The sequence below is a fragment of the Sphingomonas sp. genome (assembly GCF_035998645.1).
Taxonomy (GTDB): domain Bacteria; phylum Pseudomonadota; class Alphaproteobacteria; order Sphingomonadales; family Sphingomonadaceae; genus Sphingomonas.
On the sequence record NZ_DASYHL010000002.1, the window covers coordinates 396,753 to 420,949 of the forward strand.

26 protein-coding genes and 2 pseudogenes are annotated in these 24,197 nt (G+C 68.5%); 22 read left to right on the forward strand and 6 right to left on the reverse strand.

Going from position 1 to position 24,197, the window contains the following annotated elements; translation table 11 throughout:
- Window positions 1-1,389 (forward strand): M28 family metallopeptidase, encoded by a 1,389-nt coding sequence (locus VGN66_RS02180; protein WP_327517212.1) that lies wholly within the window; start codon window positions 1-3, stop codon window positions 1,387-1,389.
- A 310-nt stretch (window positions 1,390-1,699) separates the two neighbouring features.
- Here the strand turns inward: VGN66_RS02180 and VGN66_RS02185 are convergent.
- A pseudogene (locus VGN66_RS02185) lies at window positions 1,700-1,972 on the reverse strand (flagellin); the annotation flags it as partial.
- Window positions 1,973-2,749: 777 nt separating this feature from the next.
- Window positions 2,750-3,103 (reverse strand): annotated as a pseudogene (locus VGN66_RS02190) (flagellin FliC); the annotation flags it as partial.
- Between the two features lie 247 nt (window positions 3,104-3,350).
- On the opposite strand from VGN66_RS02190, the gene VGN66_RS02195 reads away from it, so the two are divergent.
- The 19 genes from VGN66_RS02195 (at window position 3,351) to fliS (ending at window position 18,758) form a co-directional block, all read left to right on the forward strand.
- Window positions 3,351-4,604 (forward strand): sigma-54 interaction domain-containing protein, encoded by a 1,254-nt coding sequence (locus VGN66_RS02195; protein WP_327517213.1) that lies wholly within the window; start codon window positions 3,351-3,353, stop codon window positions 4,602-4,604.
- The gene (gene fliE, locus VGN66_RS02200) at window positions 4,601-4,972 is read left to right on the forward strand and encodes a flagellar hook-basal body complex protein FliE (protein WP_327517214.1); all 372 of its coding nucleotides are present in this window, start codon (window positions 4,601-4,603) and stop codon (window positions 4,970-4,972) included. Before VGN66_RS02195 ends, fliE begins: the two co-directional genes overlap by 4 nt.
- A 2-nt stretch (window positions 4,973-4,974) precedes the next feature.
- Window positions 4,975-6,648 (forward strand): flagellar basal-body MS-ring/collar protein FliF, encoded by a 1,674-nt coding sequence (fliF, locus tag VGN66_RS02205; RefSeq protein WP_327517215.1) that lies wholly within the window; start codon window positions 4,975-4,977, stop codon window positions 6,646-6,648.
- A gap of 1 nt (window position 6,649) precedes the next feature.
- Window positions 6,650-7,660: a flagellar motor switch protein FliG gene (fliG, locus tag VGN66_RS02210; RefSeq protein ID WP_224921994.1), complete on the forward strand. Its 1,011-nt coding sequence runs from the start codon at window positions 6,650-6,652 to the stop codon at window positions 7,658-7,660.
- Window positions 7,653-8,360 (forward strand): FliH/SctL family protein, encoded by a 708-nt coding sequence (locus VGN66_RS02215; RefSeq protein WP_327517216.1) that lies wholly within the window; start codon window positions 7,653-7,655, stop codon window positions 8,358-8,360. Before fliG ends, VGN66_RS02215 begins: the two co-directional genes overlap by 8 nt.
- 6 nt (window positions 8,361-8,366) lie before the next feature.
- A complete protein-coding gene (locus tag VGN66_RS02220) occupies window positions 8,367-9,695 on the forward strand; it encodes a FliI/YscN family ATPase (protein ID WP_327517217.1) in 1,329 nt (442 codons plus the stop codon).
- A 149-nt stretch (window positions 9,696-9,844) separates the two neighbouring features.
- Window positions 9,845-10,276, forward strand: a complete 432-nt coding sequence (locus tag VGN66_RS02225) for a hypothetical protein (RefSeq protein ID WP_327517218.1) — start codon at window positions 9,845-9,847, stop codon at window positions 10,274-10,276.
- Between the two features lie 27 nt (window positions 10,277-10,303).
- Window positions 10,304-11,497 carry a flagellar hook-length control protein FliK gene (locus VGN66_RS02230; RefSeq protein WP_327517219.1) on the forward strand — a complete coding sequence of 398 codons (1,194 nt, stop codon included), beginning with the start codon at window positions 10,304-10,306 and terminating at the stop codon, window positions 11,495-11,497.
- Window positions 11,498-11,519: 22 nt separating this feature from the next.
- Entirely contained in the window at window positions 11,520-12,128 is a 609-nt protein-coding gene (locus tag VGN66_RS02235) for a flagellar basal body-associated FliL family protein (RefSeq protein WP_327517220.1), read from the forward strand.
- A 27-nt stretch (window positions 12,129-12,155) separates the two neighbouring features.
- Window positions 12,156-13,097: a FliM/FliN family flagellar motor switch protein gene (locus tag VGN66_RS02240; RefSeq protein WP_327517221.1), complete on the forward strand. Its 942-nt coding sequence runs from the start codon at window positions 12,156-12,158 to the stop codon at window positions 13,095-13,097.
- Entirely contained in the window at window positions 13,094-13,384 is a 291-nt protein-coding gene (gene fliN, locus VGN66_RS02245) for a flagellar motor switch protein FliN (RefSeq protein WP_224922001.1), read from the forward strand. Before VGN66_RS02240 ends, fliN begins: the two co-directional genes overlap by 4 nt.
- Before the next feature lie 9 nt (window positions 13,385-13,393).
- A complete protein-coding gene (locus VGN66_RS02250; protein ID WP_224922002.1) occupies window positions 13,394-13,645 on the forward strand; it encodes a flagellar biosynthetic protein FliO in 252 nt (83 codons plus the stop codon).
- 5 nt (window positions 13,646-13,650) lie between these two features.
- Complete coding sequence (gene fliP, locus VGN66_RS02255; protein ID WP_327517222.1) at window positions 13,651-14,460, forward strand: flagellar type III secretion system pore protein FliP; 810 nt, start codon at window positions 13,651-13,653, stop codon at window positions 14,458-14,460.
- 107 nt (window positions 14,461-14,567) lie between these two features.
- The gene (gene fliQ / locus VGN66_RS02260; protein WP_224922004.1) at window positions 14,568-14,837 is read left to right on the forward strand and encodes a flagellar biosynthesis protein FliQ; all 270 of its coding nucleotides are present in this window, start codon (window positions 14,568-14,570) and stop codon (window positions 14,835-14,837) included.
- The gene (locus VGN66_RS02265; RefSeq protein WP_263622513.1) at window positions 14,834-14,959 is read left to right on the forward strand and encodes a hypothetical protein; all 126 of its coding nucleotides are present in this window, start codon (window positions 14,834-14,836) and stop codon (window positions 14,957-14,959) included. Before fliQ ends, VGN66_RS02265 begins: the two co-directional genes overlap by 4 nt.
- Window position 14,960: 1 nt before the next feature.
- The gene (gene fliR, locus VGN66_RS02270; RefSeq protein ID WP_224922005.1) at window positions 14,961-15,743 is read left to right on the forward strand and encodes a flagellar biosynthetic protein FliR; all 783 of its coding nucleotides are present in this window, start codon (window positions 14,961-14,963) and stop codon (window positions 15,741-15,743) included.
- Window positions 15,743-16,885: a flagellar type III secretion system protein FlhB gene (locus tag VGN66_RS02275; RefSeq protein WP_327517223.1), complete on the forward strand. Its 1,143-nt coding sequence runs from the start codon at window positions 15,743-15,745 to the stop codon at window positions 16,883-16,885. The genes fliR and VGN66_RS02275 overlap by 1 nt, the downstream gene beginning before the upstream one ends.
- 33 nt (window positions 16,886-16,918) lie before the next feature.
- Window positions 16,919-18,355, forward strand: coding sequence for a flagellar filament capping protein FliD (gene fliD / locus VGN66_RS02280; RefSeq protein ID WP_327517224.1), 1,437 nt, complete (start codon window positions 16,919-16,921; stop codon window positions 18,353-18,355).
- 4 nt (window positions 18,356-18,359) lie between these two features.
- Window positions 18,360-18,758 (forward strand): flagellar protein FliS, encoded by a 399-nt coding sequence (gene fliS / locus VGN66_RS02285; RefSeq protein ID WP_327517225.1) that lies wholly within the window; start codon window positions 18,360-18,362, stop codon window positions 18,756-18,758.
- 170 nt (window positions 18,759-18,928) lie between these two features.
- On the opposite strand, the gene VGN66_RS02290 is transcribed toward fliS, so the two are convergent.
- Window positions 18,929-19,999, reverse strand: coding sequence for a CaiB/BaiF CoA-transferase family protein (locus tag VGN66_RS02290; RefSeq protein ID WP_327517226.1), 1,071 nt, complete (start codon window positions 19,997-19,999; stop codon window positions 18,929-18,931).
- A gap of 70 nt (window positions 20,000-20,069) precedes the next feature.
- On the opposite strand from VGN66_RS02290, the gene VGN66_RS02295 reads away from it, so the two are divergent.
- Together VGN66_RS02295 and VGN66_RS02300 are read left to right on the forward strand one after the other, a co-directional pair.
- Complete coding sequence (locus VGN66_RS02295; RefSeq protein ID WP_327517227.1) at window positions 20,070-20,606, forward strand: NAD(P)H-dependent oxidoreductase; 537 nt, start codon at window positions 20,070-20,072, stop codon at window positions 20,604-20,606.
- Between the two features lie 54 nt (window positions 20,607-20,660).
- The gene (locus VGN66_RS02300; protein WP_414713170.1) at window positions 20,661-21,257 is read left to right on the forward strand and encodes a response regulator; all 597 of its coding nucleotides are present in this window, start codon (window positions 20,661-20,663) and stop codon (window positions 21,255-21,257) included.
- Here VGN66_RS02300 and VGN66_RS02305 read toward each other — a convergent pair.
- From VGN66_RS02305 to lysA, 3 genes are read right to left on the reverse strand one after another with little or no spacing between them, the layout of a single operon-like run.
- On the reverse strand, window positions 21,235-22,185 hold the full coding sequence (locus tag VGN66_RS02305) for a CorA family divalent cation transporter (RefSeq protein WP_327517229.1): 951 nt from the start codon (window positions 22,183-22,185) through the stop codon (window positions 21,235-21,237). The two genes, VGN66_RS02300 and VGN66_RS02305, sit on opposite strands and share 23 nt — an antisense overlap.
- On the reverse strand, window positions 22,182-22,937 hold the full coding sequence (locus VGN66_RS02310; RefSeq protein ID WP_327517230.1) for a precorrin-2 dehydrogenase/sirohydrochlorin ferrochelatase family protein: 756 nt from the start codon (window positions 22,935-22,937) through the stop codon (window positions 22,182-22,184). The genes VGN66_RS02305 and VGN66_RS02310 overlap by 4 nt, the downstream gene beginning before the upstream one ends.
- Window positions 22,934-24,193 carry a diaminopimelate decarboxylase gene (gene lysA, locus VGN66_RS02315; RefSeq protein ID WP_327517231.1) on the reverse strand — a complete coding sequence of 420 codons (1,260 nt, stop codon included), beginning with the start codon at window positions 24,191-24,193 and terminating at the stop codon, window positions 22,934-22,936. Before lysA ends, VGN66_RS02310 begins: the two co-directional genes overlap by 4 nt.
- Window positions 24,194-24,197: the final 4 nt, after the last annotated feature.

The window sequence follows — 24,197 nt, forward strand, 5'->3', positions numbered from 1 at the left end:
ATGAAGCGTATCTTCGCCGCCGCACTGCTGTGCACCGCGCTCGCCAGCCCGGCCATCGCGCAGACCGCCGCACCCGCGCCAGTCACGACCGCGGCGCCCGCATCCGACTGGTCGGTAAAGCCCGAATGGATCGCGGCGCATGTCCGCTTCCTCGCCGGGCCGGAGCTGCAGGGGCGCGGCAGTATGACTCGCGATGAGGCGATCGCTGCAGCTTACGTTGCCGCGCGCTTCCAGGGCTATGGGCTTCAGCCTGCGCCGGGTGCGGACTCCTACATCCAGAAGGTGAAGGTGATCCGCCCGCGGCTCGACGGGAGGCCGAAACTGGTCGCCGGCGGCAAGACGATCGACGGGGCGTCGTTGCTGTTCGGAGGCGTCGCGCGCGTCGAGGGCGTTGCGACGCTGTATATGGGGGACAATGGGGCGGAGCTGCCGGCGGGGGACGTCGTCCTTGTCGGCGGCTCGAAGCTTTCGGCGATGGCGGCACTGCGCGCCACGCGCGGCCGTAACACGAAGCTGCTAGTGCTGCGTGAAAGCGCCGAGACGCGGAAGATCTGGGGCCAGCTCGGCGAACGTCCGCGGCTGGATGCCTATCTCGCGGATCAGAAGCCGCGAGACGGCGTTTCCGTGCTCGTCCTCCCCGCCGCCGCGTTCGACAAGGCAGCCAAGGCGGCGGGCAAGCCGGTCGAGATGACCCTTCCCGGCCTGGTTCGCGAAGAGGTCGAAACGACCAGTGCGATCGGCTACCTGCCCGGCACCGATCCCAAGGCGGGGGTGATCCTGCTCGCCGCGCATGTCGATCATCTCGGCGTCCAGCCCGACGGGACGGTGATGTATGGCGCGAACGATGATGCCTCGGGCGTCGCCGCCGTGCTCGAACTCGCCCATGCGCTGAGCAGCGGCAAGCGGCACAAGCGCGGTATCTTGTTCGCGGCGTTCGGTGCGGAGGAGATGGGCGGCTTTGGGTCGCGCGCCTTCGCCGCCGCGCCGCCGGTGCCGCTGACCGACATCGTCGCCAATATCGCGATCGAGATGATCGGCGCACAGGACCCCAAGCTGCCCGCCGGCACGATGATGATGACCGGCTATGAGCGCTCGACGCTCGGCCCGGCGCTGGCCGAACGCGGCGCGCTGGTGGCGAAGGACCCGTATCCGGAGCAGAATTTCTTCGAACGCTCCGACAACTACGCCCTCGCGCGGCGCGGGGTGGTTGCGCACACGATCTCGGGCTGGGCGGTGACGCCGACCTATCACTCGCCACAGGACACGATCGCCAATCTCGACATCCCGTTCATGACCCGCGCGGTCCAGTCGCTGATCGGCCCCGCCCGCTGGCTCGCCGACACCGACTTCCGCCCGGATTGGACGCCGGGCGGGAAACCGAGCGAGTAGGGGGGTGACTATTCCTCCCCTGAGCTTGTCTCAGGGGAGGTGGCAGCGCGCAGCGCTGACGGAGGGGCCGCCGCGCAGACGGCGGAATTTTGCCGAGCTGCCCACGGCCGTCTGCGCGGCCGCCCCTCCACCACCGGCTTCGCCGGCGGTCCCCCTCCCCTGAGACAAGCTCAGGGGAGGAATACCCAACAAAAAAGAAAAACCCCGGTGGTCTTGCGACCACCGGGGCTTCCTCGCATGCCCTTCCAACAGGGAAGGGTGACCGGCCGTGGCGCCTGTCAGGGGGGTGACACCCCGACCGGGCACACGCTTAGCGAAGCAGCGTCAGAACATTCTGCTGCGACTGGTTGGCCTGTGCCAGCATCGCGGTCGATGCCTGGCTCAGGATCTGGGCCTTGGCGAGCGCGGTCGTTTCGGCCGAGAAATCGGCGTCCTCGATGCGGCTGCGCGCTTCGGTCAGGTTGGTGACGTTGCTGGTCAGGTTGTTGACCACCGATTCAAGGCGGCTCTGGCTGGCGCCAAGGCCGGCGCGGACATTGTTGACCGTGGTGAGCAGCGCGTCGACCACTGCGAGCGCGTCGTCGGCAGCGTCCGCCGTCGCGACCGACAGGCCGGTCGTCTCGATGTCGTCGCCCACTTCGACCACGATGTCGTCGCCGACTGCCGCCGCGATCTGATCCCCGACTGCAGCAGCGATCAGGTCGCCTTCTTCAGCCGCAACCTGGTCGCCGACCGACACGGTGACGTCGTCACCTTCGCTCACGACGATCGCGTCGCCTTCCTCGGCCAGCACTTCATCGCCGACCGCCACCGCGATGTCGTCGCCGACAGCGCCGCTGAAGCCGTCATCGACATCGGCCTGCGTCGCCGGACGCATCAGGCTGGCATCGACATCTTCCTGCGTGGCGACGCGGGTCGCCCCGGCCGTCACGTCGTCGGCGGTCGCGGCGCGAGTCACGCCAGCGGTCACGTCGGCAGCCGTCGCCGCACGGGTCGTGCCCGCATCGACATCGTCCTGCGTCGCGGCGCGGGTTGCACCATCGGTGACGTCGGCAGCCGTCGCGGCGCGGGTTGCACCTGCCGTCACATCGGCAGCGGTCGCCGCGCGGGTTGCGCCGTCCGTCACGTCTTCGGCGGTCGCTTCGCGGGTCACACCGGCGGTAACGTCAGCGGCGGTCGCCGCGCGGGTGCCGGCCGACATGGTGCTGAGGTCGATATTGCCGATCGCAACCGAGACCGTGTCGCCCGAATTATAGCCGGTCTGGATCGTGGTCGAGGTGCCTGCACCGCCCGACGCCGTGGTGAACAGCGACACGCCGTTGAACTTGGTGGTCGTCAGCGCCGACGAGATTTGCGAGGTCAGCGCGGTCACTTCCGACTGAAGGTTCGCGCGGTCGCTGTCCGAATAGGTGCCCGAAGCCGACTGGACCGATAACTCGCGGATACGCTGCAGCATGTTGGTGACTTCGCCCAGCGCGCCTTCGGCGGTCTGTGCAAGGCTGACGCCGTCATTGGCGTTGCGGATCGCCTGGCTCATGCCGCGGATCGACGAGGTCATCGTCGAGGCGATGGCGAGGCCGGCGGCGTCGTCCTTCGAAGTGTTGATGCGCTTGCCAGTCGACAGGCGCTCCATGGCGGTCTGCAACGAGGCCGACGCCATCTTCGAAGCGTTCGCGGCACGCATGCTCGCGATGTTCGTTCCGATAACAGTCATGTCTTGTCTCCGTTCAATCCGGCGTCCCTCCGTTTCCCCCCTGAATGCGAGAGAGCCCGAGCCGCCACAGGGGAGAACGGCAGGGTGCGCGGCGGATTAAGCAGTTTTCGCCGCAGTTTTTCGCAGGTCTCGCGCGCGCGTAGAGGCACGCGCGGCTATCTGGAGCGGGAATTCGCTGTTTTTTCGCATTGGTTTACCGCTCGTTTACCAACAATACCGCATTCAGCCTCCAACAGGGGGTTCTCGAATGCAGACCATCTTTCCGTCGGCAGCAGTCCTTCGACAGAATTACGCGCTGGTTTCGGCGCTGCGATCGCAGGGATTCACGATCGGCGCGGCCGACAAGGTCAAGCCGATGCCCGGCGATCTGTTCATGATCGTCGAGGGTGAGGCGCCCCCGGTGTCCGCGCGCACATTGGTGCTGGCGGACGGTCCGGTCGCCGCGATTCCGTTCAATGACGGCAATCCTGCCCGCCTCTCCTATGGCGCCGATGACGGTGCCGTCGCGACCGGCTTTGCCAGCGCGATGCTGCGTGGCGCGCATGCCCCGGTCGCCGCCGATCCCGAAAGCCTCGCGCTCTATGCGCTGGCCGAGCGCGTCGCCGTCGCCGACATCACCGTGCTGATCAATGGCCCGACCGGGACCGGCAAGGAAGTGCTGGCCAAGGCGATCCACAATGGCTCCACCCGCCGCGATGGCCCGTTCATCGCGGTCAATTGCGCGGCGTTGCCCGAAACGATGCTCGAAGCATTGCTGTTCGGCCATCAGAAGGGCGCGTTCACCGGTGCGAATGCGGCGGGCGAAGGCTTTTTCCGCGCGGCCAATGGCGGCACGTTGCTGCTCGACGAAGTCGCCGAAATGCCGCTTGCGCTCCAGGCCAAGTTGCTGCGCGCGCTGCAGGAGCGCGAAGTGGTGCCAATCGGCGCGACGGCGGCCGAGAAGATCGACGTTCGCGTCATCGCCTGCGCCAACCGCGACCTCCAGACCGAGGTGATGGAAGGCCGGTTCCGCGCCGATCTTTACTACCGCCTGTCGGTGTTCCCGCTCTCGACCAAGCCGCTGGCCGAGCGTCCCGGCGATGTCGCCGCGCTCGCCGCCGCGATGGTGCTGCGCCATGCCGGACCGCGCGGGCAGCTGCCGTGGGTGACGCGGGAGGCGCTGGCGGTGCTGCAGGCGCATGACTGGCCGGGCAATGTCCGTGAGCTGGAGAATGTGATCCAGCGCGCGCTGCTGCTGTGCATGGGCGATGCGATCACGCGCGATCATCTGATTTTCGACCGTCCGTCGATGGTGGCGGCACCGGTGCAGGCCGAACCCGGCCAGCTCAGCAACATCGTCCAGTTGAGCGAGTTCGCCGCGATCCGCGAGACGCTAGCGGCATGCGGCGGCAGCCGGATCGAGACCGCCAAGCGGCTCGGCATCTCCGAACGCACGCTGCGCTACCGCCTCGCCAAGGCGCGCGAGCAGGGCGAAGACCTGGTCCGGAGGATTAGCGCATGAGCGGGATCGGCGGAGTGGGCGGTGCCGGGGGCATCGACCGGGTGATGCAATTGCGCGCCCAGATCCTCGAACGCAACGAAGCGCTGCAGCGCGCGACCAGCGGTGCCGCGGCACCCGTGTCGTCGCCGGGCGCGCAGCCCGCCGGCCCCTCCAGCTTCATCGACACGATGGAGCAGGCGGTCGGCAAGGTGAACAACGCGCAGGGCCGCGCCAGCGAATTGTCCGCCGCCTATGAGCGCGGCGAGACGGTCGACATCGCCAAGGTGATGCTCGCCCGCCAGGAGGCGTCGGTCGGGTTCGAAGCGACGCTTCAGGTCAGGAACAAGCTGCTGACCGCCTATCGTGACATCATGAGCATGCCGGTCTGACCATGAGCAACGCCATCGCAACCACCGACGCCCCCGTCCCCGCACCCCGCGGCGGCATGGCCAATCCGCTCCGCCAGATGGGCGACATCTTCGCCCAGCCTGCGGTCAAACGCAGCCTGCCATTGGTGTTCATGCTCGGCCTGATCGCCGCTGCGGCGCTCGCCTGGATGGCGCTGTCGACCCCGCCCCAGCGCGTGCTGTTCGCCAATCTGCCCGAAAGCGACAAGGCGGCGGTCGCGCAGGCGCTCGACGCGGCGAACATCGCCAACGGCATCGACGGATCGGGTTCGATCACCGTCGCCGAGGATAATTATCACAAGGCGCGGATGCTGCTCGCCGGGCAGGATCTGCCCAAGGCCGCACCCGGCGGCTATGCCTTGCTCGACAACCTGCCGATGGGCGCGAGCCGGGCGGTCGAGGGCGAGCGGCTGCGTCAGGCGCGCGAGACCGAACTCGCCCGCTCGATCGGCGCGATCGACACCGTGGCCGAGGCGCGCGTGCATCTCGCCACGCCTGAAGCCAGCGTGTTCGTCCGCGACAAGGCCGAGCCGAGCGCATCGGTGATCGTCAAGCTCCAGCCCGGCCGCAGCCTGTCCGACGCGCAGGTCCGCTCGATCGTCAACCTCGTCGCCTCGTCGGTGCCGGGGATGAAGCCCGATGCGGTGACCATCGTCGACCAGATGGGCGCGCTGCTGAGCAAATCGGGACAGGAATCGAGCGCCGGCGACGCGCGCATCGATTTCCAGAACCGCGTCGAGGACAAGGTGCGGCAACAGCTGGTTCAGCTGCTCACTCCCTTGCTCGGGGCGGGCAATTTCAGCGCGGAGGTGCAGGCCGAGGTCGATCTCGACGAAAGCCAGGCGACGCGCGAAAGCTATGACAAGGAAGGCACGGTGGTGCGCGCCGAACAGGGCAACTGGACCGGTGCGCCGCGCGACGGTGCGTCTGCGCCCGGCGGCATCCCCGGCGCGCTGTCGAATGTCGCGCCGCCGCCCAGCGCCGCTGTCGCGCCGACGCCCAGCGCCGCTGTCGCGCCGACCGCCGCAACTCCCGCCGAGCCGGGCCAGCCCGCGACTCCGGCCGCCGCGCCGGGCATGAAGCAGAGCGACAGCTTTACCCGCAGCTACAGCAATGGCCGCGAGGTTTCGGTAACCCGCAACATGCCGGGCAGCATCAAGCGCCTCTCGGTCGCGGTGCTGCTGCGTGAAGAGCCGGGCAAGCCGCGCGGCACGGTCGAGATTCGTCAGATCGATGAACTGGTCAAGGCAACCGTCGGCTTCAACACCGCGCGCCAGGATCAGGTCACGGTGGTCAGCCGCAAGTTCAGCACCAATGCCGACGCTGCGGTGGCGGGTATTCCCTTCTACGAAACGCCATGGTTCGCGATGGTCGCGCGCAACGTCACCGCATTGGTGATCGCGCTGCTCGTCCTGCTGCTCGGGGTGCGTCCGCTCGCCCGCGCGCTGATGCGCCGCCGTGACGATACGCGTCCCCCCGGCGTGCCGATGGGCGCTGCCGATGGCGTGCAGATGCCGACCCCGGTCAGCCCGCAGATGCTGGCCGGATCGGGCCTGTCGCTCGGCGACCGCGTGGGACTGGTGCGCGATTTCACCCGCGACAATCCCGCGCGCGCTGCGCTTGCCGTGCGCGACATGATCCGCACGGAGGGCCAGTAAGATGAACGCCCCGCGCCGGTTCACCGGAGTCGAACGCGCCGCCGTGCTGATGATGGTCGTCGGCGACGAAGAGGCCGCCGCGATCCTGCAAAAGCTCGATCCCGACGAGGTGCGTCAGCTGGGCAGCGCAATGATGGCGGTTGCCGATGTCAGCGAGTGGGAAATGGCGCAGGTCCTCGACGATTTCACCGGCCGTGCGCAGGAGCGCAGCGCGATCCAGTTCGATCCGCGCCCCAAGCTGGAGACCGTCGTCACCCGCGCATTGGGACCAGAGCGGGCGGGCGCGGTGCTGGCGAGCATCCTGCCGCCCGAACCCGCCGAATCGATCACTGCGCTCGCCTGGATGGACGCGACCGAGATTGCCGGGATGCTCGAGGACGAGCATCCTCAGATCGCCGCCGTGCTGCTGGCGCATCTCGACCCCGCCGTCGCCGCGCAGGTGCTGGAAATGTTGCCCGAAGCGAGCCAGCCGCAGGTGCTGCGCCGCGTCGCGCGATTGGGGCCGGTCACGCCCGACGCGATCGCGACGCTGACCCAGCTGCTCGAACGCCATGCCGGTCAGCCCAAGCGCGTTGCCGGCGTCCAGATGGGCGGCACGCGCGAGGCGGCGAAGATCATGTCCTCGGCGCGCAAGATCACCGAGCAGAAGGTGATGCCCAAGCTCGCCAAGATCGACCGCGAGATCGCCCGTGCGATCGAGGAGGCGATGTTCGTCTTCGACAATCTGCTCGAGCTCGACGACAAGAATATGGGCACCCTGCTCCGCAACATCGACAGCGACGTGCTGGTCCGCAGCCTCAAGGGCGTTGACGAAGCGGCGCGCACCCGCTTCCTCGCGTGCATGTCGAGCCGTGCGGCCGATACGATCCGCGACGAGATGGAAGCGCGCGGCCCGATGAAGATGGCCGAAGTGCTCGACGCGCAAAAGGCGATGATCGCGGTCGCGCGCCAGCTGGTGAAGGACGGCACGATCACCATGCCGGGCGGCGGCGGAGACGACGACTATGTCTAGTTTCGTCCCCGGCCTCGCGACACGCAGCGACGGGATCGCCGACGCGCTCAAGCGCGCCTTTGCCCCGCCCGACGCGTTCGCCGCGCGCGCCATCGCGCCGCGCCCGCCCGCCACGCCGCGCCACTTCGCGCCCGAAGCGCCGGGGCATAAGCCCACCGAAGGCTGGGACATGTTCGAGGCCGCGAGCGCTCCGGCTGAGCCCGCCCCGTTCGTCGATCCGGTCGCCGCCGCGCGCGCCGCCGGCTATGCCGAAGGACTCGCCGCCGGCCGGGCCGAGGCCGACGCATCGGCGGCGCAACAGGCCGCGTTGCTCGCGCAGGTCAGCGACGCGCTGGCACGCGGGGCGCATTTCGACCGCACCCGCATGGCCGGGCATCTGCGGCAGACCGTGCTCCACCTTGTCACCCGCATGATCGGTGAGGCGGGGATTGCGCCCGACGTGCTGGCACAGCGGATCGCGGTCGCGACCGACCTGCTCGCCGACAGCGCCGAATCGGCGATGCTGCGGCTGCACCCCGACGACGTCGCTTTGGTGCAGGACCATCTTCCCAAAAACGTCTTCCCGATCGGCGATGCCCAGCTCGCGCGCGGCGCGTTCATCATCGAAAGCGCCTCGACCATTGTCGAGGACGGCCCCGAATTGTGGCTCGAACAGCTCGCCCACGCGATCGACCGCGTGCCGATTCCTCCCGCGATCTGAGGGCGCATGTTCAACGATTTCACGGCTGACTATCTCGTCGGCCTTGCCGGCGGCGGATTTCGACCGCAGCCCAAGGTGTCGGGCCGCCTGTCCTCCTATGACGGGTTGCTGATGGAGGCGGTCGGCCTCTCGCTTCCCGTGGGTACGGTCTGCGCGATCGGGACGGGCGAGAGCCGCGTCGAAGCCGAAGTGATCGGATTTCGCGGCGGCCGGACGTTGCTGATGAACCTGGGCGGTCCGGCCGCCCTGCTCCCCAACGCCCCGGTGCGCCCGGTCGGGCCTCCGGGCGAGGCGGAGGTTGGTGCGGCGCTGCTCGGTCGCGTCGTCGATGGCGCGGGTAAGCCGATCGACGGGCTCGGCCCGATCCGTGGCGCAGGCAAATGGCCGCTCGCCGGTAAGATCCAGTCGCCGCTCGACCGCGGGCGCGTGCTTCAGCCGATGGATGTCGGCGTGCGCGCGATCAACGGCCTGCTGACGATCGGCCAGGGGCAGCGCGTCGGCATCATGGCGGGATCGGGCGTCGGCAAATCAGTGCTGCTCGGCATGATGGTCCGCGCGGCCAAGGCGGACGTGATCGTCATCGGCCTGATCGGCGAGCGCTCGCGCGAAGTTTCGGATTTCCTGGAGACCAAGGTCGCGGGCGCGGCGCGTGCGCGATCGGTCGTGGTCGCGGTCCCCGCCAACCACTCGCCGGTGCTGCGCATCCGTGGCGCACTGCGCGCGACCGCCATCGCCGAAGCCTTTCGCAACGAGGGCAAGAAGGTGCTGCTGATCATGGATTCACTCACCCGCGTCGCGCATGCCGGGCGCGAGATCGGCCTGGCGCTCGGCGAACCCGCCAGCGCGCGCGGCTATCCGCCCTCGGCAATCGCGATGCTGCCCAGCCTGATCGAGCGTGCCGGGACCGACGTCCACACCGGCGGGTCGATCACCGCAATCTATACCGTGCTCGCCGACGGTGATGACGGCAACGATCCCGTGGTCGACAGCGCCCGCTCGATCCTCGACGGCCATATCGTGCTCAGCCGCGCGCTCGCCGAACGCGGCGTCTATCCCGCGATCGACTTGGGGCCATCGGTCAGCCGCGTGATGACCGACATTGCCGACAAGAGGCACGTCGCCGCCGCACGCGTGCTGCGCCGCCACCTCGCCACATACGAAGAGAATCGCGATCTCGTGCTGATGGGCGCCTATCGCGCCGGGGCGGATGCGCAGATCGACGCGGCGATTGCCTGCCACGACACGGTGCTCGACTATATCCGCCAGCCCTATGACGAGACGGTCAGCCTCGACGAAGCCGTGACCGAACTGGTCGGCGTGTTCGGGGATGCGTGACCTGATAAAATCCTCCCCGGAACGGGGAGGGGGACCAGCCGAAGGCTGGTGGAGGGGGCCCGAGGCAAGGGAGTCCGATGCCTCGGGCCCCCTCCGTCAGCGCTGCGCGCTGCCACCTCCCCGTGCCGGGGAGGAATTGATGATGTTCGATGCCTGACAAACACGCCCAGAAGCTCGGCCGCCTGCACCGCGTCCGCACGCTCCAGCTCGACATGGTGCGCGCGAGCGAGGTTGCGGCGCGCGAGAAGGTCGCCGCCGAACAGGCGTTGCGTGCCCGCATCGAATCGCTGGCACAGGGCGTCGCGCCCGCGCCCGCCCCGCTTCCGGGCAGCGCCACCAGCCTGATCGCCGCCGCGCATTATCGCGAGCGGCTCCACCAGTCCGCTTTCGCCGCCGAACGCCGCGTCGCCGATGCCCAGCGCGGACTCGCCCATGCGCGTAGCGCCACGCAGGAAGCAAAGCGCGATCAGAGCGCGATCGAGAAGCTGATCGAGCGTGCCGAGGCCAATGCCGCCCGCCGCGCGATGCGCGCGCTGGAGGATATGCCGGCCATCCCGAGAAAACGGCACGATCCTTGCTGACTACCGGGCGAAGGAGTTTCGCCCGCTGTGACCGACCTGCTCGCCTCGACCGCCCTCACGCATTCCCCAGCCGTCCGCGCGCCGCGCGCCGCGCCGCACGCCGCTTCCGGGCGCTTCGACCTGAAGTTCGCGCTCGACCGCGCCATGCCGGGTGTCGCGCCGACGATCGGCAAGCCGGTTGCCGGGAGCGGCAAGGATTTGCCGGTCCCCGGCAATGGGGTGGCCGACGGCGACACTGACGAAGACGAAGCGCTGCTGGCGTGGATGCCGGAGGGCATGGTTCTGCTGCCGCTCGAAACGCCGCTGCCCGCACGGGTCGCGGTCGGGACACCCAGCGCGCACATCGATGGGCCGATTGCAGACCCGGTCGACGCCGCCGCTTTGCCCGTTGAGATCGGCGAGGCAGCGCCGCTCCCTGCCGAGGCCGCAGGCGCAGCGGATGGCGATGCGTTCGCCGCCTCGCCCGCATCGGCCCCTGCCGCTCCGACGGCGCCGACAGTTTCCACCCCGCTTCGCACCTGGCGCGATCCGGTTCCGGCCCAGGCCGAGCCGGCCGCCGGGGGCGGGGTCGCCGCGGCGGAGGGGCGGATCGACCGCGCCATCGCTGCGGCACCCGACATCGCACCGCGCCCTGCCGCAGCACCGCCGCCGCCGCTGGTCGTGCAGGCCGCACCTGCCGCGCAGGTCTTTGCGGCTGCGCTTGCCGCACCGTTGGTCGAGCCGCTTGAAACCACCACAGTCGCCGCCGACCCGGCCAGCCCCGAGATCCAGCTGCTGCGTTCGCTCGAAGTCCAGCGCACCACGGTGCAGGCGACCGCACAGACCGATCAGGCCCCGCTCGACCTCAGCCGCGACGACTGGACCGGCAAGATGATCGAGCGGATCGCCGCGCTGCGTGATGGCGTCGAGGCGGCCGACACGCGCATCCGCCTCGCGCCCGAGAATCTCGGCACGGTCGATGTCTCGATCCGCCGCGATGGCGACCGCATCCAGGTGCATTTCACCGCCGAGAATCCGGCGACCCGCCAGCTGCTCGCCGACGCCGCGCCGCGCCTTGCCGAACTCGCCGAAGCGCGCGGGCTGAAGCTTGGCCAGTCGAGCGTCGATGGCGGCAGCGGCGAGCGCGGCCAGCAGCAGCAGCAGAATCACCCATCCACATCCGCCCGCCCGACATCGGCGCGCGCGGCCACCGGCACCGCGTCCGACGCGCGGGTCGCCTGAACCATCCTGAGGGGGACCATCCATGAGTGAAACCGCAACCACCGAAGCGCCCGCGAAGAAAAAGGGCGGGATGATGAAATGGCTGATGATCGGCACCGGCCTGGTCGTGCTGATCGGCGGCGGCGTCGGCGGCGGGCTTTATGCCGCCAATTCCGGCCTGATCGGCGGCAGCGGCGCGCAGGGCGAGAGCGCCGATGCGGACGCCCCGCGCCTTGTCCCCAAGAGCGAGGAAGTCCGCGCCGCCGCCAAGGAAGGTGAAGAGGCGGCCGAGGGCGGGGGCAAGCCGACGCCAAAGGGCGAAGGCGGCGATAAATATGCCTCCAGCTATTATCAGATGGAGAAGGAGTTCACCTCCAACCTGCGCGAAAGCGTGCATTTCGTGCAGGTCGGGGTCGCGATCTCGACCCCCTATGACAGCCGCGTCATCGAGAATCTCAAGACGCACGAACTCGCCGTGCGCTCGGCGATTCTGCTCGCGCTGGGCGAGACGGCGGAGGACGATGTCTTCACCGCCGACGGCAAAACCCGCCTGCAAAAGCGCCTCGCCGCCGCAATCAACGCCGTTCTGAAGGAAAAAGAGGGATTTGGCGGGATTGCTAACGTCTATTTTACCAATTTCATCGTTCAGTGAACGGGCATGGTTAACGGCCCTTCAGAGATGACCCTTCAGGGAACTGCGTCGGATCGGCGCGAGCGGCCGCGTGCCGCCGCCGAACACGCGCCCGCTTTGGGGGCCGCGAACCTCAACCCGTTCGGCGACCTGCACGGTGTCCAGCATCTGACCGCGCGCCTCGCCAAGTCGCTCAAGCCTGTGTTCGAGCCGCTGCTCGGCGAAGGACTGCGCGTCTGGGCCGAACCGCTGTCGGTGCAGCGCCACGCCGACTACCGCGCCGAGCGTCCCGATGGGCTGACGGCGTGGCTGCCGCTGGCGATGACGCCGGGCCGCGGCCGCGCCTTCATCCTGATCGACGGCAAGCTCGCCTATGAAATGCTCGACCGCTTTTTCGGCGGCGATGGCGAAGCGCCCCAGCCGATGCCGGTCGATTTCACCGGATCGGCCGAAACCCTGCTCTGCCGCATCGCCGACAGCCTCGCCGCGCAGCTGCGCCCGGCATGGGAACTGCTCGCCGATATCGACTTCGCATTCGTCCCCGCGCCCACCCCGCTTTCGGTCGCGCCAGAGATTGACGGCGGCGACGCGATGGTCGTGACGCGCATCGGCATCGCACAGGGTGGTGCCAAGCCGCACTGGATCGACATTCTCTACCCCGTCAGCGCGCTCAAGCCGTGGAGCCCCGCGCTCACCGCCAAGGTGATCGGCGGCGAGCCCGAGGTTGAGCCGCAATGGCGCAACGCGCTGACCCGCGCCGCGCTCGGCGTGCGCCTGCCGGTCCGCTCGGTCCTGGCCGAGCCGATCGTCTCCGCATCGATGCTGATGGCGCTCAAGCCCGGCGACGTCATTCCGATCAGCTTCGGCCCCGATGTGCCGGTGATGGTCGGCCCGCGCCGCATCGGCAGCGGCACCGTCGGCACCGCCAATGGCCGTGCCGCAATTCGCCTGACCCGTTTCGATTCCCCCGAGCTTGAGGACGCACGATGAACGACATGACCGGCAGCTTCGCCGCCGAGACCGCGGCCGCCGCCAATTTCCATCTGCTCCAGGATGTCGGGGTCAAGCTGACCGTCGAGATCGGATCGACCACGCTGACGCTGCGCGAACTGCTCGCGCTGGCCGAAACCAGCGTGATCGAGCTGGATCGCGAGGCTGACGAACTGCTCGACGTGTTCGTCAACGGCACGCTGATCGGGCGAGGCGAGGTGGTCACCGTCGGCGACAAGTTCGGCGTGCGCATGACCGAGCTGGTCGCGCCCGAAAAGCGGAGCTGATCGACCATGATGTGGTCCTACATCCTCAAGCTGGTCGTGCTGCTGCCGCTCGTCTGCGGCCTGCTGATCGGCTGCCTCTATCTCTGGCGCAAGCTGGAGGCGCGGCTGCCCGGCAATCAGGGCGACCGGATGCTCAAGGTGCGGGAGACGATGATGGTGTCGACCGGCACCCGCATCGCGGTGCTGGAGGTCGAGGGCAAGCGCCTGCTCGTTTCGGTCAGCCGCAACGGCGTGACCCTGATCGACCGGATCGACGGATGAGCCCGATGCTGCGCCACCTCATGCTCCTGCTCGGCGCGCTGGCACTCGCGCTGTTCGCGGTCGCTCCGGCGTTCGCACAGGAAGCCGCCGCCGCTGCGCCCGTCGCCGCGCCGGCTGCAGCGCCGACTCCCGGAGCAGGCGACGCAATCGACCGCGCGCTGGGCGAGCTAGGCGGCGGCGACGCGCCGCTCAGCCTGTCGCTGCAAGTGCTCATCATCATGGGCCTGCTCACGGTGTTGCCGGGTATCCTGCTGATGATGACCAGCTTCACCCGGATCATCATCGTGCTGGCGATCCTGCGCCAGGCGCTCGGGCTGCAACAGACGCCGCCCAACCAGGTGCTGATCGGCCTGTCGCTGTTCCTGTCCTTCTTCATCATGGCGCCGACGATCGAACAGATGAACCGCACCGCGATCCAGCCCTATGCCGAAGGGCGCATGGGCGCGACGCAGATGATCGAGGAAGCGGGCAAGCCGCTCCACGCCTTCATGCTCAAGCAGACGCGGGTGAAGGACATCACCATGTTCGCCGGCATCGCCAAGGCCGGCCCGATCGCCAATCCGCAGGACACGCCCTTTTCGATCCTGCTGCCCGCGTTCGTCACCAGCGAACTCAAGACCGCGTTCCAGATCGGCTTCCTGATCTTCCTGCCGTTCATCGTCATCGACCTGATCGTCGCCACCGTGCTGATGAGCCTTGGCATGATGATGATGTCGCCGACGATCATTTCGATGCCGTTCAAGCTGCTGCTGTTCGTGCTGGTCGATGGCTGGGCACTGACGATGGGCAGCCTTGCTTCAAGTTTCTCAGGATAGCCGGACCCAATGCACGGCACCGGCCCGCTCCCCCACCCGGCCACCCAGCCAAGCTACCCTATGGGTGGCCGGGTGGGGGAGCGGGCCGGTGCCGCAAAGGATTAAAGATGGACGCAGATTACTTCCTCTCCGTGGCGCGCGAAGCGATGTGGATCCTCGCGCTCGCCTCGGCCCCGATCCTGATCCCGGCGCTGTTGTCGGGCCTGATCCTCGGCATGATTCAGGCGGCGACGTCGATCCAGGAACAGACGCTGACCTTCGTGCCCAAGCTCGCGATCGTCGGGGTCAGCCTGGTAATCTTCGGCGGCATGATCCTGACGCTGATCGGCGATTTCACCACGACGATCTTCGAACGCATCCCGGATCTGGTGAAGTGACGCTCGCCCCGGTCCCCGCATCGCCGCCGCAGCTGCCGCATCCCTTTGTGCGCGTGCCCGCCGCGCCGCGCGGCGATGCGCGCCGCACGCGCTGGGCACCCGCGTCGGTCAGCATCCACTGACATGCTCGGCTTCGGCCTCGCGATCGAGCCGCAGCTCTGGGCGCTGCTGTTCACGATGGTGCGCGTCGGCGCGGCGTTTCTTGCCGCACCGGTGTTCGGCGCCGTCGCGGTGCCGCTCAACGTTCGCATCCTGCTGACCGCCGCCGTCGCGATCCTGTCGATGCAGGCCGCACCGGTTGCAGTGCCGGGCGACGTCTTCGTGCTCAACACCATCCTGATGGTGATGGCGGAGGCTTTGGTCGGGCTCGCGCTCGGCTTCATCCTTCAGATCGCCTTTGCCGCGCCGCTGGTGGCGAGCGAGGTGATCGGCGTGTCGATGGGCCTGTCCTTCGCCACCGCGATCAACCCGCAGACCGGCCAGTCGACCCCCGCGCTCGGCCAGTTCCTGACCGTGTTGCTCACCTTGCTGTTCCTCGCGGTCGACGGGCATCTCGTACTGGTCGAGCTGATCGTGCGCTCGTACGAGCTGCTGCCGCCGGGCGGCGCCTGGCTCGCGCCGGGCAAGCTCATGAACATCGTGTTGTTCGGCGGCTATGCCTTCCTCGCCGGGCTGCTGCTCGCGCTTCCGGTCGGGTTTCTGCTGCTGTGCCTCAACATCGTCGTCGGCATGCTCTCACGCTCGGCCCCCGCGCTCAACCTGTTCGCAATCGGCATTCCCGCCAGCCTCGCCATGGGCGTCCTCGCGCTGCTCGCCGGCATGCCCGCGATGGGCGATTACATGCTCGTCATCGTGCGTGAGGCGCTCGACGCCGCACAGACGCTTGTGCTCGGAGGGCTCGGCTGATGGCTGAGACGGCGGGCGAAAAGACCCAAGCACCAACACCCAAGCGCAAACAAAAAGCGCTCGACGACGGCGACCTGCTCAAATCGCGCGAGTTTGGCGCGGCGCTGATCATGCTGCTGGGCTGCGGCTGGATGATCCTGATGGGGCCGCAATTGCTCGGCGCGATCCGTGAAGTCATGGCGGCAAGCTTCAGCTTCGGCCGCGCCGATATCGAAAGTTTCCAGCCGTGGAAGCCGCTCGCCACCGCCGGGTGGAAGCTCGCCCCGTCGATGGGCGCGTTGCTCGCCATCGCCTTCGGCGGCGCGGTGCTGAGCCAGGCCGCGCTCGGCTCGCTGCGCTTCAACGGCAAGCTGATGGCGCCCAAGGGCAACCGCATCAATCCCGGCTCCGGCCTCAAGCGCATCTTCGGCCCGACCGGCTGGATCGAACTCGGCAAGTCTTTGCTCAAGGTCGTGCTGCTCGGCGGGATGGGCGCGTGGATGCTGTGGGGGGCGGCGCCGATGACGATGGGGCTGGTGTCGTCCGACCTCGGCACGGCGGTGAAATCGCTGGGCGATACCTTCGCGACGCTTGTCATCGTGATGGCCGGGGGGCTGCTACTGATCGCGGGCGTCGACCTGCCGATCCAGATCTTCCGCCACATGCAGCGGCTCAAGATGAGCCTGCAGGAAGTGAAGGACGAATATAAGGAAACCGAAGGCTCGCCCGAGGCCAAGGGCCATCGCCGTCAGCGCCAGCGCGAGATTGCCAAGGGCGGGTTGCGCAAGAGTGTCGCCACCGCGCATGTCGTGCTGACCAACCCGACGCATTTCTCGGTCGCGCTGCGCTACGATCAGGGCAAGGATCAGGTGCCGGTGGTGGTCGCCAAGGGCCGCGGCGAGATTGCGCTCGCAATCCGCGAGCTGGCCGACGAATTCGCGGTGCCCCGGATCGAACTGCCGCCGCTCGCCCGCGCACTCTACTTCACCAGCCGCGAGAATCAGGAGATCCGCGACGACCTCTATCTCGCGGTCGCGACGGTGCTGGCGTTCGTATTCGGCCTCGACAAGCGCGCGGGCGGGGGAATGCCGTCGGTCAAGGTTCCGGAAACTGCCCTGTTCGACGAAAATGGCGTGCAAATCGGCCTTAAGGGCAAGCCGTGATGGCCGTTCTTCAAGGCATGGGGGATTGTGACCGTGGCCATTGAATCGATTGCCAAAACGATCGGCACCGGGTCGGGCATCGACACGACCGCGCTCGTCCAGAGCCTGGTCGATGCGCAGTTCGAGCTGAAGAATGCCGCGCTCACCAAGCGCGAAGAGACGCTGACCGCCCAGATCACGGCGGCGGCGACGCACAAGAGCAACCTCACCGGCTTCGCCACCGCGCTGTCGAACCTTACGCGCGGCGGCACGCTCGCGACCCAGCCAACGACATCGCATTCCAGCATCCTCGGCGTCACCCGCCTCGCCAGCGCGAACCTCGCCACGCTCAACGCCAAGGTCGAGGTGCGCCAGCTCGCCGCGCCACAAAGCGCCGCTACCGCTGCAGTCACCGACCGCACCGCCACGATCGGGCAGGGGACGCTGACGCTCACCTTCGGCACCGGGACTGTCGCCGATGGCGCAATGACCGGCTTCACCGCCGGAACCGCCGCCCCGGTCGCGATCACCATCGGCCCGGACAATAGCAGCCTCGACGGCATTGCTACCGCGATCAACGCGGCCAAGGCGGGGATCACCGCATCGGTCGTCACCGACAGCGGCGGCGCGCGGCTGGTGGTCAAGGGCGCGAGCGGGGAGGCGCGCGCCTTCACTCTGGCCGCGACCGAAACGCCGGGCCATGAAGGACTGTCCGCGCTCAATGTCGGCATCGGCGCGACCGGCACGACCATCGGCAGCGCCGCGTCCGATGCGATCGTTGCGATCGACGGCATCGCGCTGCGCCGCGATTCGAACAGCATCGGCGACCTTGTCCCCGGCGTGCGCCTCGAACTCGCCTCGGCCCAGCCGGGTACGGTGGTGACGATCGGCAAGACGCTGCCGACCAATGCGCTGCTCCAGGCCGCGCAGGATTTCGTCGCGACCTATAACGAGGTGTTTTCAGCGCTGAACAAGGACCTCGACCCGCTCGACGGCGCACTACGCGGCGATGCGGCGGCGAAGGCGGTGAAGCGCCAGCTCCAGCAGATCACGATCGCGCAGGTCGCGACCGGCGCGGCGGGGGAGCCGACGACGCTGGCACAGATCGGCATCCGCACCGAACGCGACGGCACGCTCAGCGTCGACACCGCCGCGCTCAGCCGCGCATTGGTCGACTATCCGCAGGCGGTCGAGCGGCTGTTCGCCGAACCCGTGGGCACCAACGCCACCGGAAACGGCGTCGCCGGCGCGCTCAACGCAATCTCCACCGCTGCGGCCAGCACCACGCGCGGGCTCGGCGCGAGCGAGGCGAACTACACCCGCGCCAAGGCCGACCTCGACGAGGACAAGGCCGATGTGCTGGCCAAGGTCGAGGACACCCGCACACGCATGACCCGCCAGTTCGCCAGCATGGACGCCAAGGTCGCGGTCTATAAATCGACGATGAGCTTCCTCGAATCGCAGGTCGAAGCCTGGAACAAGCAGAGCTGATGCGATGACCCGCCCGATCCGCCTCTCCACCGACGCCGCCGCCACCTATCGCACGATCGATGCGGTCGGGCGGACGGCCGCCGCCGATCCGCACCAGCTGGTCGAGCTGATGTACAAGGAGTGCATCGCCGCGCTCCGCTCCGCCGCCTTCGCCACCGAGAACGGCCAGTTCCCGGTCAAGAGCGAGCGCATCGCCCGCGCCACCGCGATCCTCTTCGCGCTGGAGGGGGGGCTGGACTTCGAACGCGGTGGCGAGGTGTCGCGCACGCTCGCGACGCTCTATCACGGGCTACGCAACCAGATCCTCCACGCCAGCATCGGCAGCGATCCGACGCCCTTCCGCGCGGTTGCGGATGATCTCGAAGAAATTGCCGGCGCGTGGAGCGCGGCGCGGGCGGCGTGACCATCTTTTCCCCCTCCCTGAAAGGGAGGGGCAAGGGGAGGGTTTAGCGACGAGCGAGTCTCGATGCCTCGCACGGCGCTGTTTTGCCGCGACGTCTTGAGTCTTTGGAGCGCGCAGACGCGCGCACCCACCCCCAACCCCTCCCTTTCAGGGAGGGGAGAGATTTCGACTCAATCCACCCACCGCCCCAGCATTTCCCCCACGCTCGTCACCACCGCCGGAGCCGCAGACGGCGCGCGCGGGCTGAATTGTGGCGCGGTCGGCCCGCCGGCCGGTCCGCTTGCCAGCGGGCGCCGGGCGAGCGCATGCGGGTGGCGCGCGGCCTCGGCCAGGCTCAGCACCGGCGTGACGCAGGCCGCACCATCGGGAAAGCGTGCGACCCATTCGTCGCGCGTCCGACTGGCAAAGCGCCGCGCGAATTCACGCGCCATGTGCGGCCACCCCGCCCGGTCGAACTGCGGGATCTTCGACGCTTCCAGCCCCAGCACCGCGCACAGATCGGCAAAGGCCGATGGCTCGATCGCGCCGACCGCGACATGCCGCTCATCGGCGCAGCGATAGGTGCGGTAAAAGGGCGCGCCGCCATCGACCAGATTGGCCTCGCGCCGGTCGAGCCAGCGCCCGCTGCCCGCCAGACTCTGGGTCAGCGCCATCAGCGTGCCGACGCCATCGGATGCGGCGGCATCGACGATCCGCCCCTCGCCACTCGCCTGCGCCCCCAAAATCGCGCTGACCATGCCGAGCGCCAGAAACATGCCGCACCCGGCATGGTCGCCCAGCAATGTCAGCGGCACCACTGGCTGGTCGGGCGTGCCGATCGCGTGCAGCGCGCCGCTCAGCGCCAGCACATTGATGTCGCTGCCGGGCCGCTCCGCCATCGGCCCGTCCTGCCCCCACATGCTCGCCCGGCCGTAGACCAGCCGCGGGTTGCGCATCCGGCACGCGTCGGGGCCGATCCCCAGCGCCTCGATCGAACGCGGCGGCATCCCCTCGATCAACCCGTCGGCGCGGTCGATCAGGTCGCGCAGCTCGCTGATCGACGCCGGGTGGCGGAAGTCGAGCTCCAGCTCGCGCCGCCCGCGATACAGGCTGGGGACGATCATGCTCGCGCTGGCATCGGGCTGGACGATGCGAACCACGTCCGCGCCCAGATCGGCGAGCAGCATCGCGGCGAACGGCACCGGCCCGATCGCGTCGATCTCGACGATGCGAACGCCCGCAAGCGGTCCTGTTGTCTGCACCCCCGTCCCTCCGTTGCCGACCCGCGCGTTCAGGGTGGCCCATCCCATTGGTTTCCGCTAGCCCCGCGCCATGAGCAAGCCGCACATCGTCGCCCTTGGCGGAACCTCGCGCCCCGAATCGAGCACCGGGCGCGCGCTGGCGCGTTGTCTGGCGATTGCGGAAGACGCCGGCGCACGCACCACGCTGCTGACCGGAGAGGCGATCAACTTTCCGCCCTATGAGCTGTGCGACCCGGTGCCGGACGCCAGGGTCACGCACTTCGTCGATGTCCTGCGCAGCGCCGATGCGCTGGTGATCGGCTCGCCCGGCTATCACGGCACGCTGTCGGGGCTGGTCAAGAACGCGCTCGATTATGTCGAACTGCTGCGGGGTGACGCGCGCGTCTATTTCGACCGGATGCCGGTCGGCATGGTCGCGACCGCAGGCGGGTGGCAGGCGGCGGTGTCGACCATGTCGGCCTTGCGCACCGTGGTCCACGCCCTGCGCGGCTGGCCGACGCCGCTTGGCGTCGCGATCAACATGGGCGCGCCCGGCGATCCGCTCGACGACGCCGATCCGCAACTGCGCATGATGGTCGAACAGATGCTTTGGTTCCTGCAACGCTAGGCGTGTCAGCGGACCATTAACCCGATCGTGACGCACCCGGCATAAGCTGGCGTCATGGTGAACACCGCCACCCCCACGGCCGATTCGCGCCGGCGCGGCACGCGCACGATCCTGGCCGTCGATGACAGCCGGACCAATCTGCACGTCATCGGCGGGCGGCTCGGCGCAATGGGCTATATGGTGGTGCTCGCCCAAAGCGGGCGCGAGGCGCTCGACCTGATTTCCGGACGCGGGTTCGACCTCGTTCTGCTCGACATGGTGATGCCGGGCATGTCCGGCCTCGACACCCTGACCGAGATTCGCACCGCGCCCGACACCGCCGACCTGCCGGTCATCATGATTACCGCGCTCGACGATTCGCGCGGCGCGGTCGATGCACTAGCTGCCGGCGCCGACGACCATCTCGCCAAGCCGTTTGACTTCGACGTGCTGCATGCGCGGATCGAACGCACGCTGGACCGGGCGGGGCGGATCGCGGAATTGAAGCGCACCGTCGCCTCGCTCGATGCGCGCATTGCGGCGCGGGCGATCGAACTCGGTGAAACGCGCAGCGAACTTGCCGTCTCCCGCGCCGATCGCGCGCGATTGCTGGGGTCGATCGATGCGCTCAGCGCGCGGGTCGAGCGGCTCAGCGGAACCAGTGCCGCCTGACGAACCACAGGCCGACTCGGGCCGCAACCGCGACGCTGAACCCGCTGATCACCCAGAATGACTCGGGATGCCGGGCATAGGGAATGCCATCGACATTCATCCCGAACAGCCCGGTGATGAAGGTCAGCGGCAGAAAGATCATCGCCACCACCGCGATCAACAGCGAACGCTGATCGATGATTTCCGCGCGCAGATCGGTCAGCGCTTCGTGGATCAGCGCCGCGCGCTCGCGAATGCTCTCCAGTTCCTCGGCCATCCGCGCCGCGCGATCGGCGGCGGCGGCGATGTGCAGCCGGTCCTCATCGCTCAGCCACGTCACCGGCAGCCCCGCCAGCTTTTCCAGCGCGGCGCGCTGCGGATACAGGAAGCGGCGATAGCCGATTGCCTGACGCCGGACATGACTGACACCCCGCCGCAGCTCGAATGCCGCGCGCGGGTCGAGCGCTTCCTCGCAATCGTCGAGCGAATCGCCCAGTTGCGCGACATGCGGATCGAGCTGTTCGGTGATCGCGGTCGCCAGCGTTGCGATCAGGTCGCCCGCGTCGCGGATCTGCCCGGCCTCCATTGCCCTGCGCGCCGCGTCCAGCGCGTCGAGCGGCAGTCGCGTGACCGAAATCACTTGGCTGCCATCGGCGCGCAGCCGGATCGAGGCTAGCGGATCGCTGCTCGCCATTTCCGCCTGCGTCATGCCGCGTAAATTGAGCAGCGCGGCACCGTCGACCTGCTCGCAGCGCGGACGCGTCTCCAGCGCGGTCAGCGCGTCGATGGTGATATGGTCGAGCGCCGCATGATCGCGCAGCCATGCCTGCACCTCCTCATCGCGCGAGGTGAGGTGGATCCACACAAACGCCGCGTTGCTTCCCAGCGCGTCGCGAGGCGCCAGTTCCTCGACGGCTTGCGCCATGACCCGATAGGCAAACCCACTCATCGCGCGGTTGCAACATCGACGGTCAGGCCCGGCAAGCCCTGTGGCGCAACATCGCACAGCATCCGATCGGCATCGGCGCGCGCGCGGTCGAGGATCGCGGCGGGAACATCCACGCGATGCGTCACGCGATCCGCCTGCGCCAGCCAGCGCGCCTGACGCAGTGTCAGGTCATCGGGATCGGCGGAGGAAAGCACGATCGTCTCGGTCCGGTCGCCCGGTGCATCGGACCCGGCGATCCAGCGGGCGACCGCCTCGCGATCCTGCGCCTGCAATGGATCGAGCGGCCCGCTCAACGCAGCACCCAGCGCCCGCCGCCGCTCCCCGCCATCGGGCCAGCGCGCACGCATCGCCCCGCGCGCCGCCGCCAGCGCATCGGCGAACGCACCAAGGCCAGCCGGGACCAGCGGCTCGATCCGCTGGCGCAGTGCTGCGGCAAGCCCCGCCGACGCCCCGCCGGTGCCGATCGCGATCGTCACCGGATCGCGCTCGACGATCGCGGGCAGGGTGAAGTCGCACAGATCGGGCCGGTCGGCGACATTGACCAGCAGCCCGCGCGCCTTGAGCCGCGCGACCACCGGCTCGGGATCCTCGCACGCGACCAGCGCGATCTGCGCGGGCGCATCCTCGCCGACGATCACTGCGCCTGCGCGTTCGAGCAAGCGGCGCTTGGCCTCCGCCATCGCGCCGTCGCCCACCAGAATCGCCGGCCGCCCGTCCAGGCGCACAAAGACGGGCAGGCCGGAGCGTTTCACCGCACCCACTCGGGGACGCGCTCGGCCCCCATGATCGTTTCGGGCTGGATGCGGTCGGCAACCACCGCGAACTTGTCGCCCGACACCAGCACCTCGGGCACCAGCGCGCGGCTGTTATAGGTCGACGCCATCGTCGCGCCATACGCGCCCGCCGTGCGGAACACGCCCAGATCGCCCGACTTCACCAGATCGATCTCACGCCCCATCGCGAAGGTATCGCCGGTCTCGCACACGGGACCTGCGATATTGGCGACGAACTTCTCGCCATTGGGCTCGACCGCCTCGAACGCATGATAGGCGTCGTACAGCGCCGGGCGGGCAAGGTCGTTCATCGCCGCATCGACGATGACATAGGGGTTGATGCTCGCCGGCTTGACCCAGATCACCTCGGTGACGAGCAGCCCGGCATTGCCGCAGATAAAGCGGCCCGGTTCGAACATCAGCGTCACGTCCCAGTCGGCGGTGACGCGCTTGACCATTGCGCCGAATTCGTCGGCGGTCGAGACCTTGTCATCGGGCTCATAGGGAACGCCAAGTCCGCCGCCGAGGTCGACATGGGTAATCTCGTGCCCGGCGGCACGCAGCTGCGCGACCAGTTCGCCGACGCGCTTGTAGGCGGCTTCCAGCGGGGCGAGCGTCTTGAGCTGGCTGCCGATATGGATCGCGACGCCGCGCAGGTTCATGCCCGGGCGCTTGGCCAGCCGGTCGAAAATCGCGGGCGCGCGGTCGATCGCGACGCCGAACTTGTTCTCCGCCTTGCCGGTCGAAATCTTGGCGTGCGTTCCCGCATCGACATCGGGGTTCACGCGCAGCACCGCCGGCGCGGTCTTGCCCTGCGCATGCGCGAGGTCGGCGAGGACCTCGCCCTCCTCCTCCAGCTCCAGATTGAATTGGCCGATATTCTCGTCCAGCCCCAGCTGCAGCTCGCCGCGCGTCTTGCCGACGCCCGAAAACACGATGTCCTCGGGCTTCATCCCCGCCGCCAGCGCGCGCTTGAGTTCACCGCCCGACACGACGTCCGCGCCATAGCCCTGCTTCGCGAGCACGCCGAGCACGGCAAGGTTCGGATTGGCCTTGATCGCAAAGGCGATATGCACGCGCGGCAGATCGGCAAGCGCCGCCTTCAGCACCTGCGCATGCCGCTCCAGCGTCGCGGTCGAATAGACATAGAAGGGCGTGCCCACTTCCGCGGCGATGGCGGGAATGGCGACGTCCTCGGCGTGCAGCACGCCGTTCTTGCGATTGAAATGGTCCATGATG

Excerpts from the sequence above, each read along its gene's own strand:
- fliQ (WP_224922004.1), top strand. The coding sequence starts at position 14,568 with ATGGACGCAGATTACTTCCTCTCCGTGGCGCGCGAAGCGATGTGGATC.
- lysA (WP_327517231.1), bottom strand. The coding sequence starts at position 24,193 with ATGGACCATTTCAATCGCAAGAACGGCGTGCTGCACGCCGAGGACGTC.
- fliP (WP_327517222.1), top strand. The coding sequence starts at position 13,651 with ATGCTGCGCCACCTCATGCTCCTGCTCGGCGCGCTGGCACTCGCGCTG.
- VGN66_RS02275 (WP_327517223.1), top strand. The coding sequence starts at position 15,743 with ATGGCTGAGACGGCGGGCGAAAAGACCCAAGCACCAACACCCAAGCGC.
- VGN66_RS02250 (WP_224922002.1), top strand. The coding sequence starts at position 13,394 with ATGTGGTCCTACATCCTCAAGCTGGTCGTGCTGCTGCCGCTCGTCTGC.
- fliN (WP_224922001.1), top strand. The coding sequence starts at position 13,094 with ATGAACGACATGACCGGCAGCTTCGCCGCCGAGACCGCGGCCGCCGCC.
- VGN66_RS02300 (WP_414713170.1), top strand. The coding sequence starts at position 20,661 with ATGGTGAACACCGCCACCCCCACGGCCGATTCGCGCCGGCGCGGCACG.
- VGN66_RS02305 (WP_327517229.1), bottom strand. The coding sequence starts at position 22,185 with ATGAGTGGGTTTGCCTATCGGGTCATGGCGCAAGCCGTCGAGGAACTG.
- VGN66_RS02225 (WP_327517218.1), top strand. The coding sequence starts at position 9,845 with ATGCCTGACAAACACGCCCAGAAGCTCGGCCGCCTGCACCGCGTCCGC.
- VGN66_RS02295 (WP_327517227.1), top strand. The coding sequence starts at position 20,070 with ATGAGCAAGCCGCACATCGTCGCCCTTGGCGGAACCTCGCGCCCCGAA.
- fliR (WP_224922005.1), top strand. The coding sequence starts at position 14,961 with ATGCTCGGCTTCGGCCTCGCGATCGAGCCGCAGCTCTGGGCGCTGCTG.
- fliE (WP_327517214.1), top strand. The coding sequence starts at position 4,601 with ATGAGCGGGATCGGCGGAGTGGGCGGTGCCGGGGGCATCGACCGGGTG.
- VGN66_RS02215 (WP_327517216.1), top strand. The coding sequence starts at position 7,653 with ATGTCTAGTTTCGTCCCCGGCCTCGCGACACGCAGCGACGGGATCGCC.
- VGN66_RS02220 (WP_327517217.1), top strand. The coding sequence starts at position 8,367 with ATGTTCAACGATTTCACGGCTGACTATCTCGTCGGCCTTGCCGGCGGC.
- fliF (WP_327517215.1), top strand. The coding sequence starts at position 4,975 with ATGAGCAACGCCATCGCAACCACCGACGCCCCCGTCCCCGCACCCCGC.
- VGN66_RS02180 (WP_327517212.1), top strand. The coding sequence starts at position 1 with ATGAAGCGTATCTTCGCCGCCGCACTGCTGTGCACCGCGCTCGCCAGC.
- fliG (WP_224921994.1), top strand. The coding sequence starts at position 6,650 with ATGAACGCCCCGCGCCGGTTCACCGGAGTCGAACGCGCCGCCGTGCTG.
- fliS (WP_327517225.1), top strand. The coding sequence starts at position 18,360 with ATGACCCGCCCGATCCGCCTCTCCACCGACGCCGCCGCCACCTATCGC.
- VGN66_RS02240 (WP_327517221.1), top strand. The coding sequence starts at position 12,156 with ATGACCCTTCAGGGAACTGCGTCGGATCGGCGCGAGCGGCCGCGTGCC.
- VGN66_RS02235 (WP_327517220.1), top strand. The coding sequence starts at position 11,520 with ATGAGTGAAACCGCAACCACCGAAGCGCCCGCGAAGAAAAAGGGCGGG.
- VGN66_RS02195 (WP_327517213.1), top strand. The coding sequence starts at position 3,351 with ATGCAGACCATCTTTCCGTCGGCAGCAGTCCTTCGACAGAATTACGCG.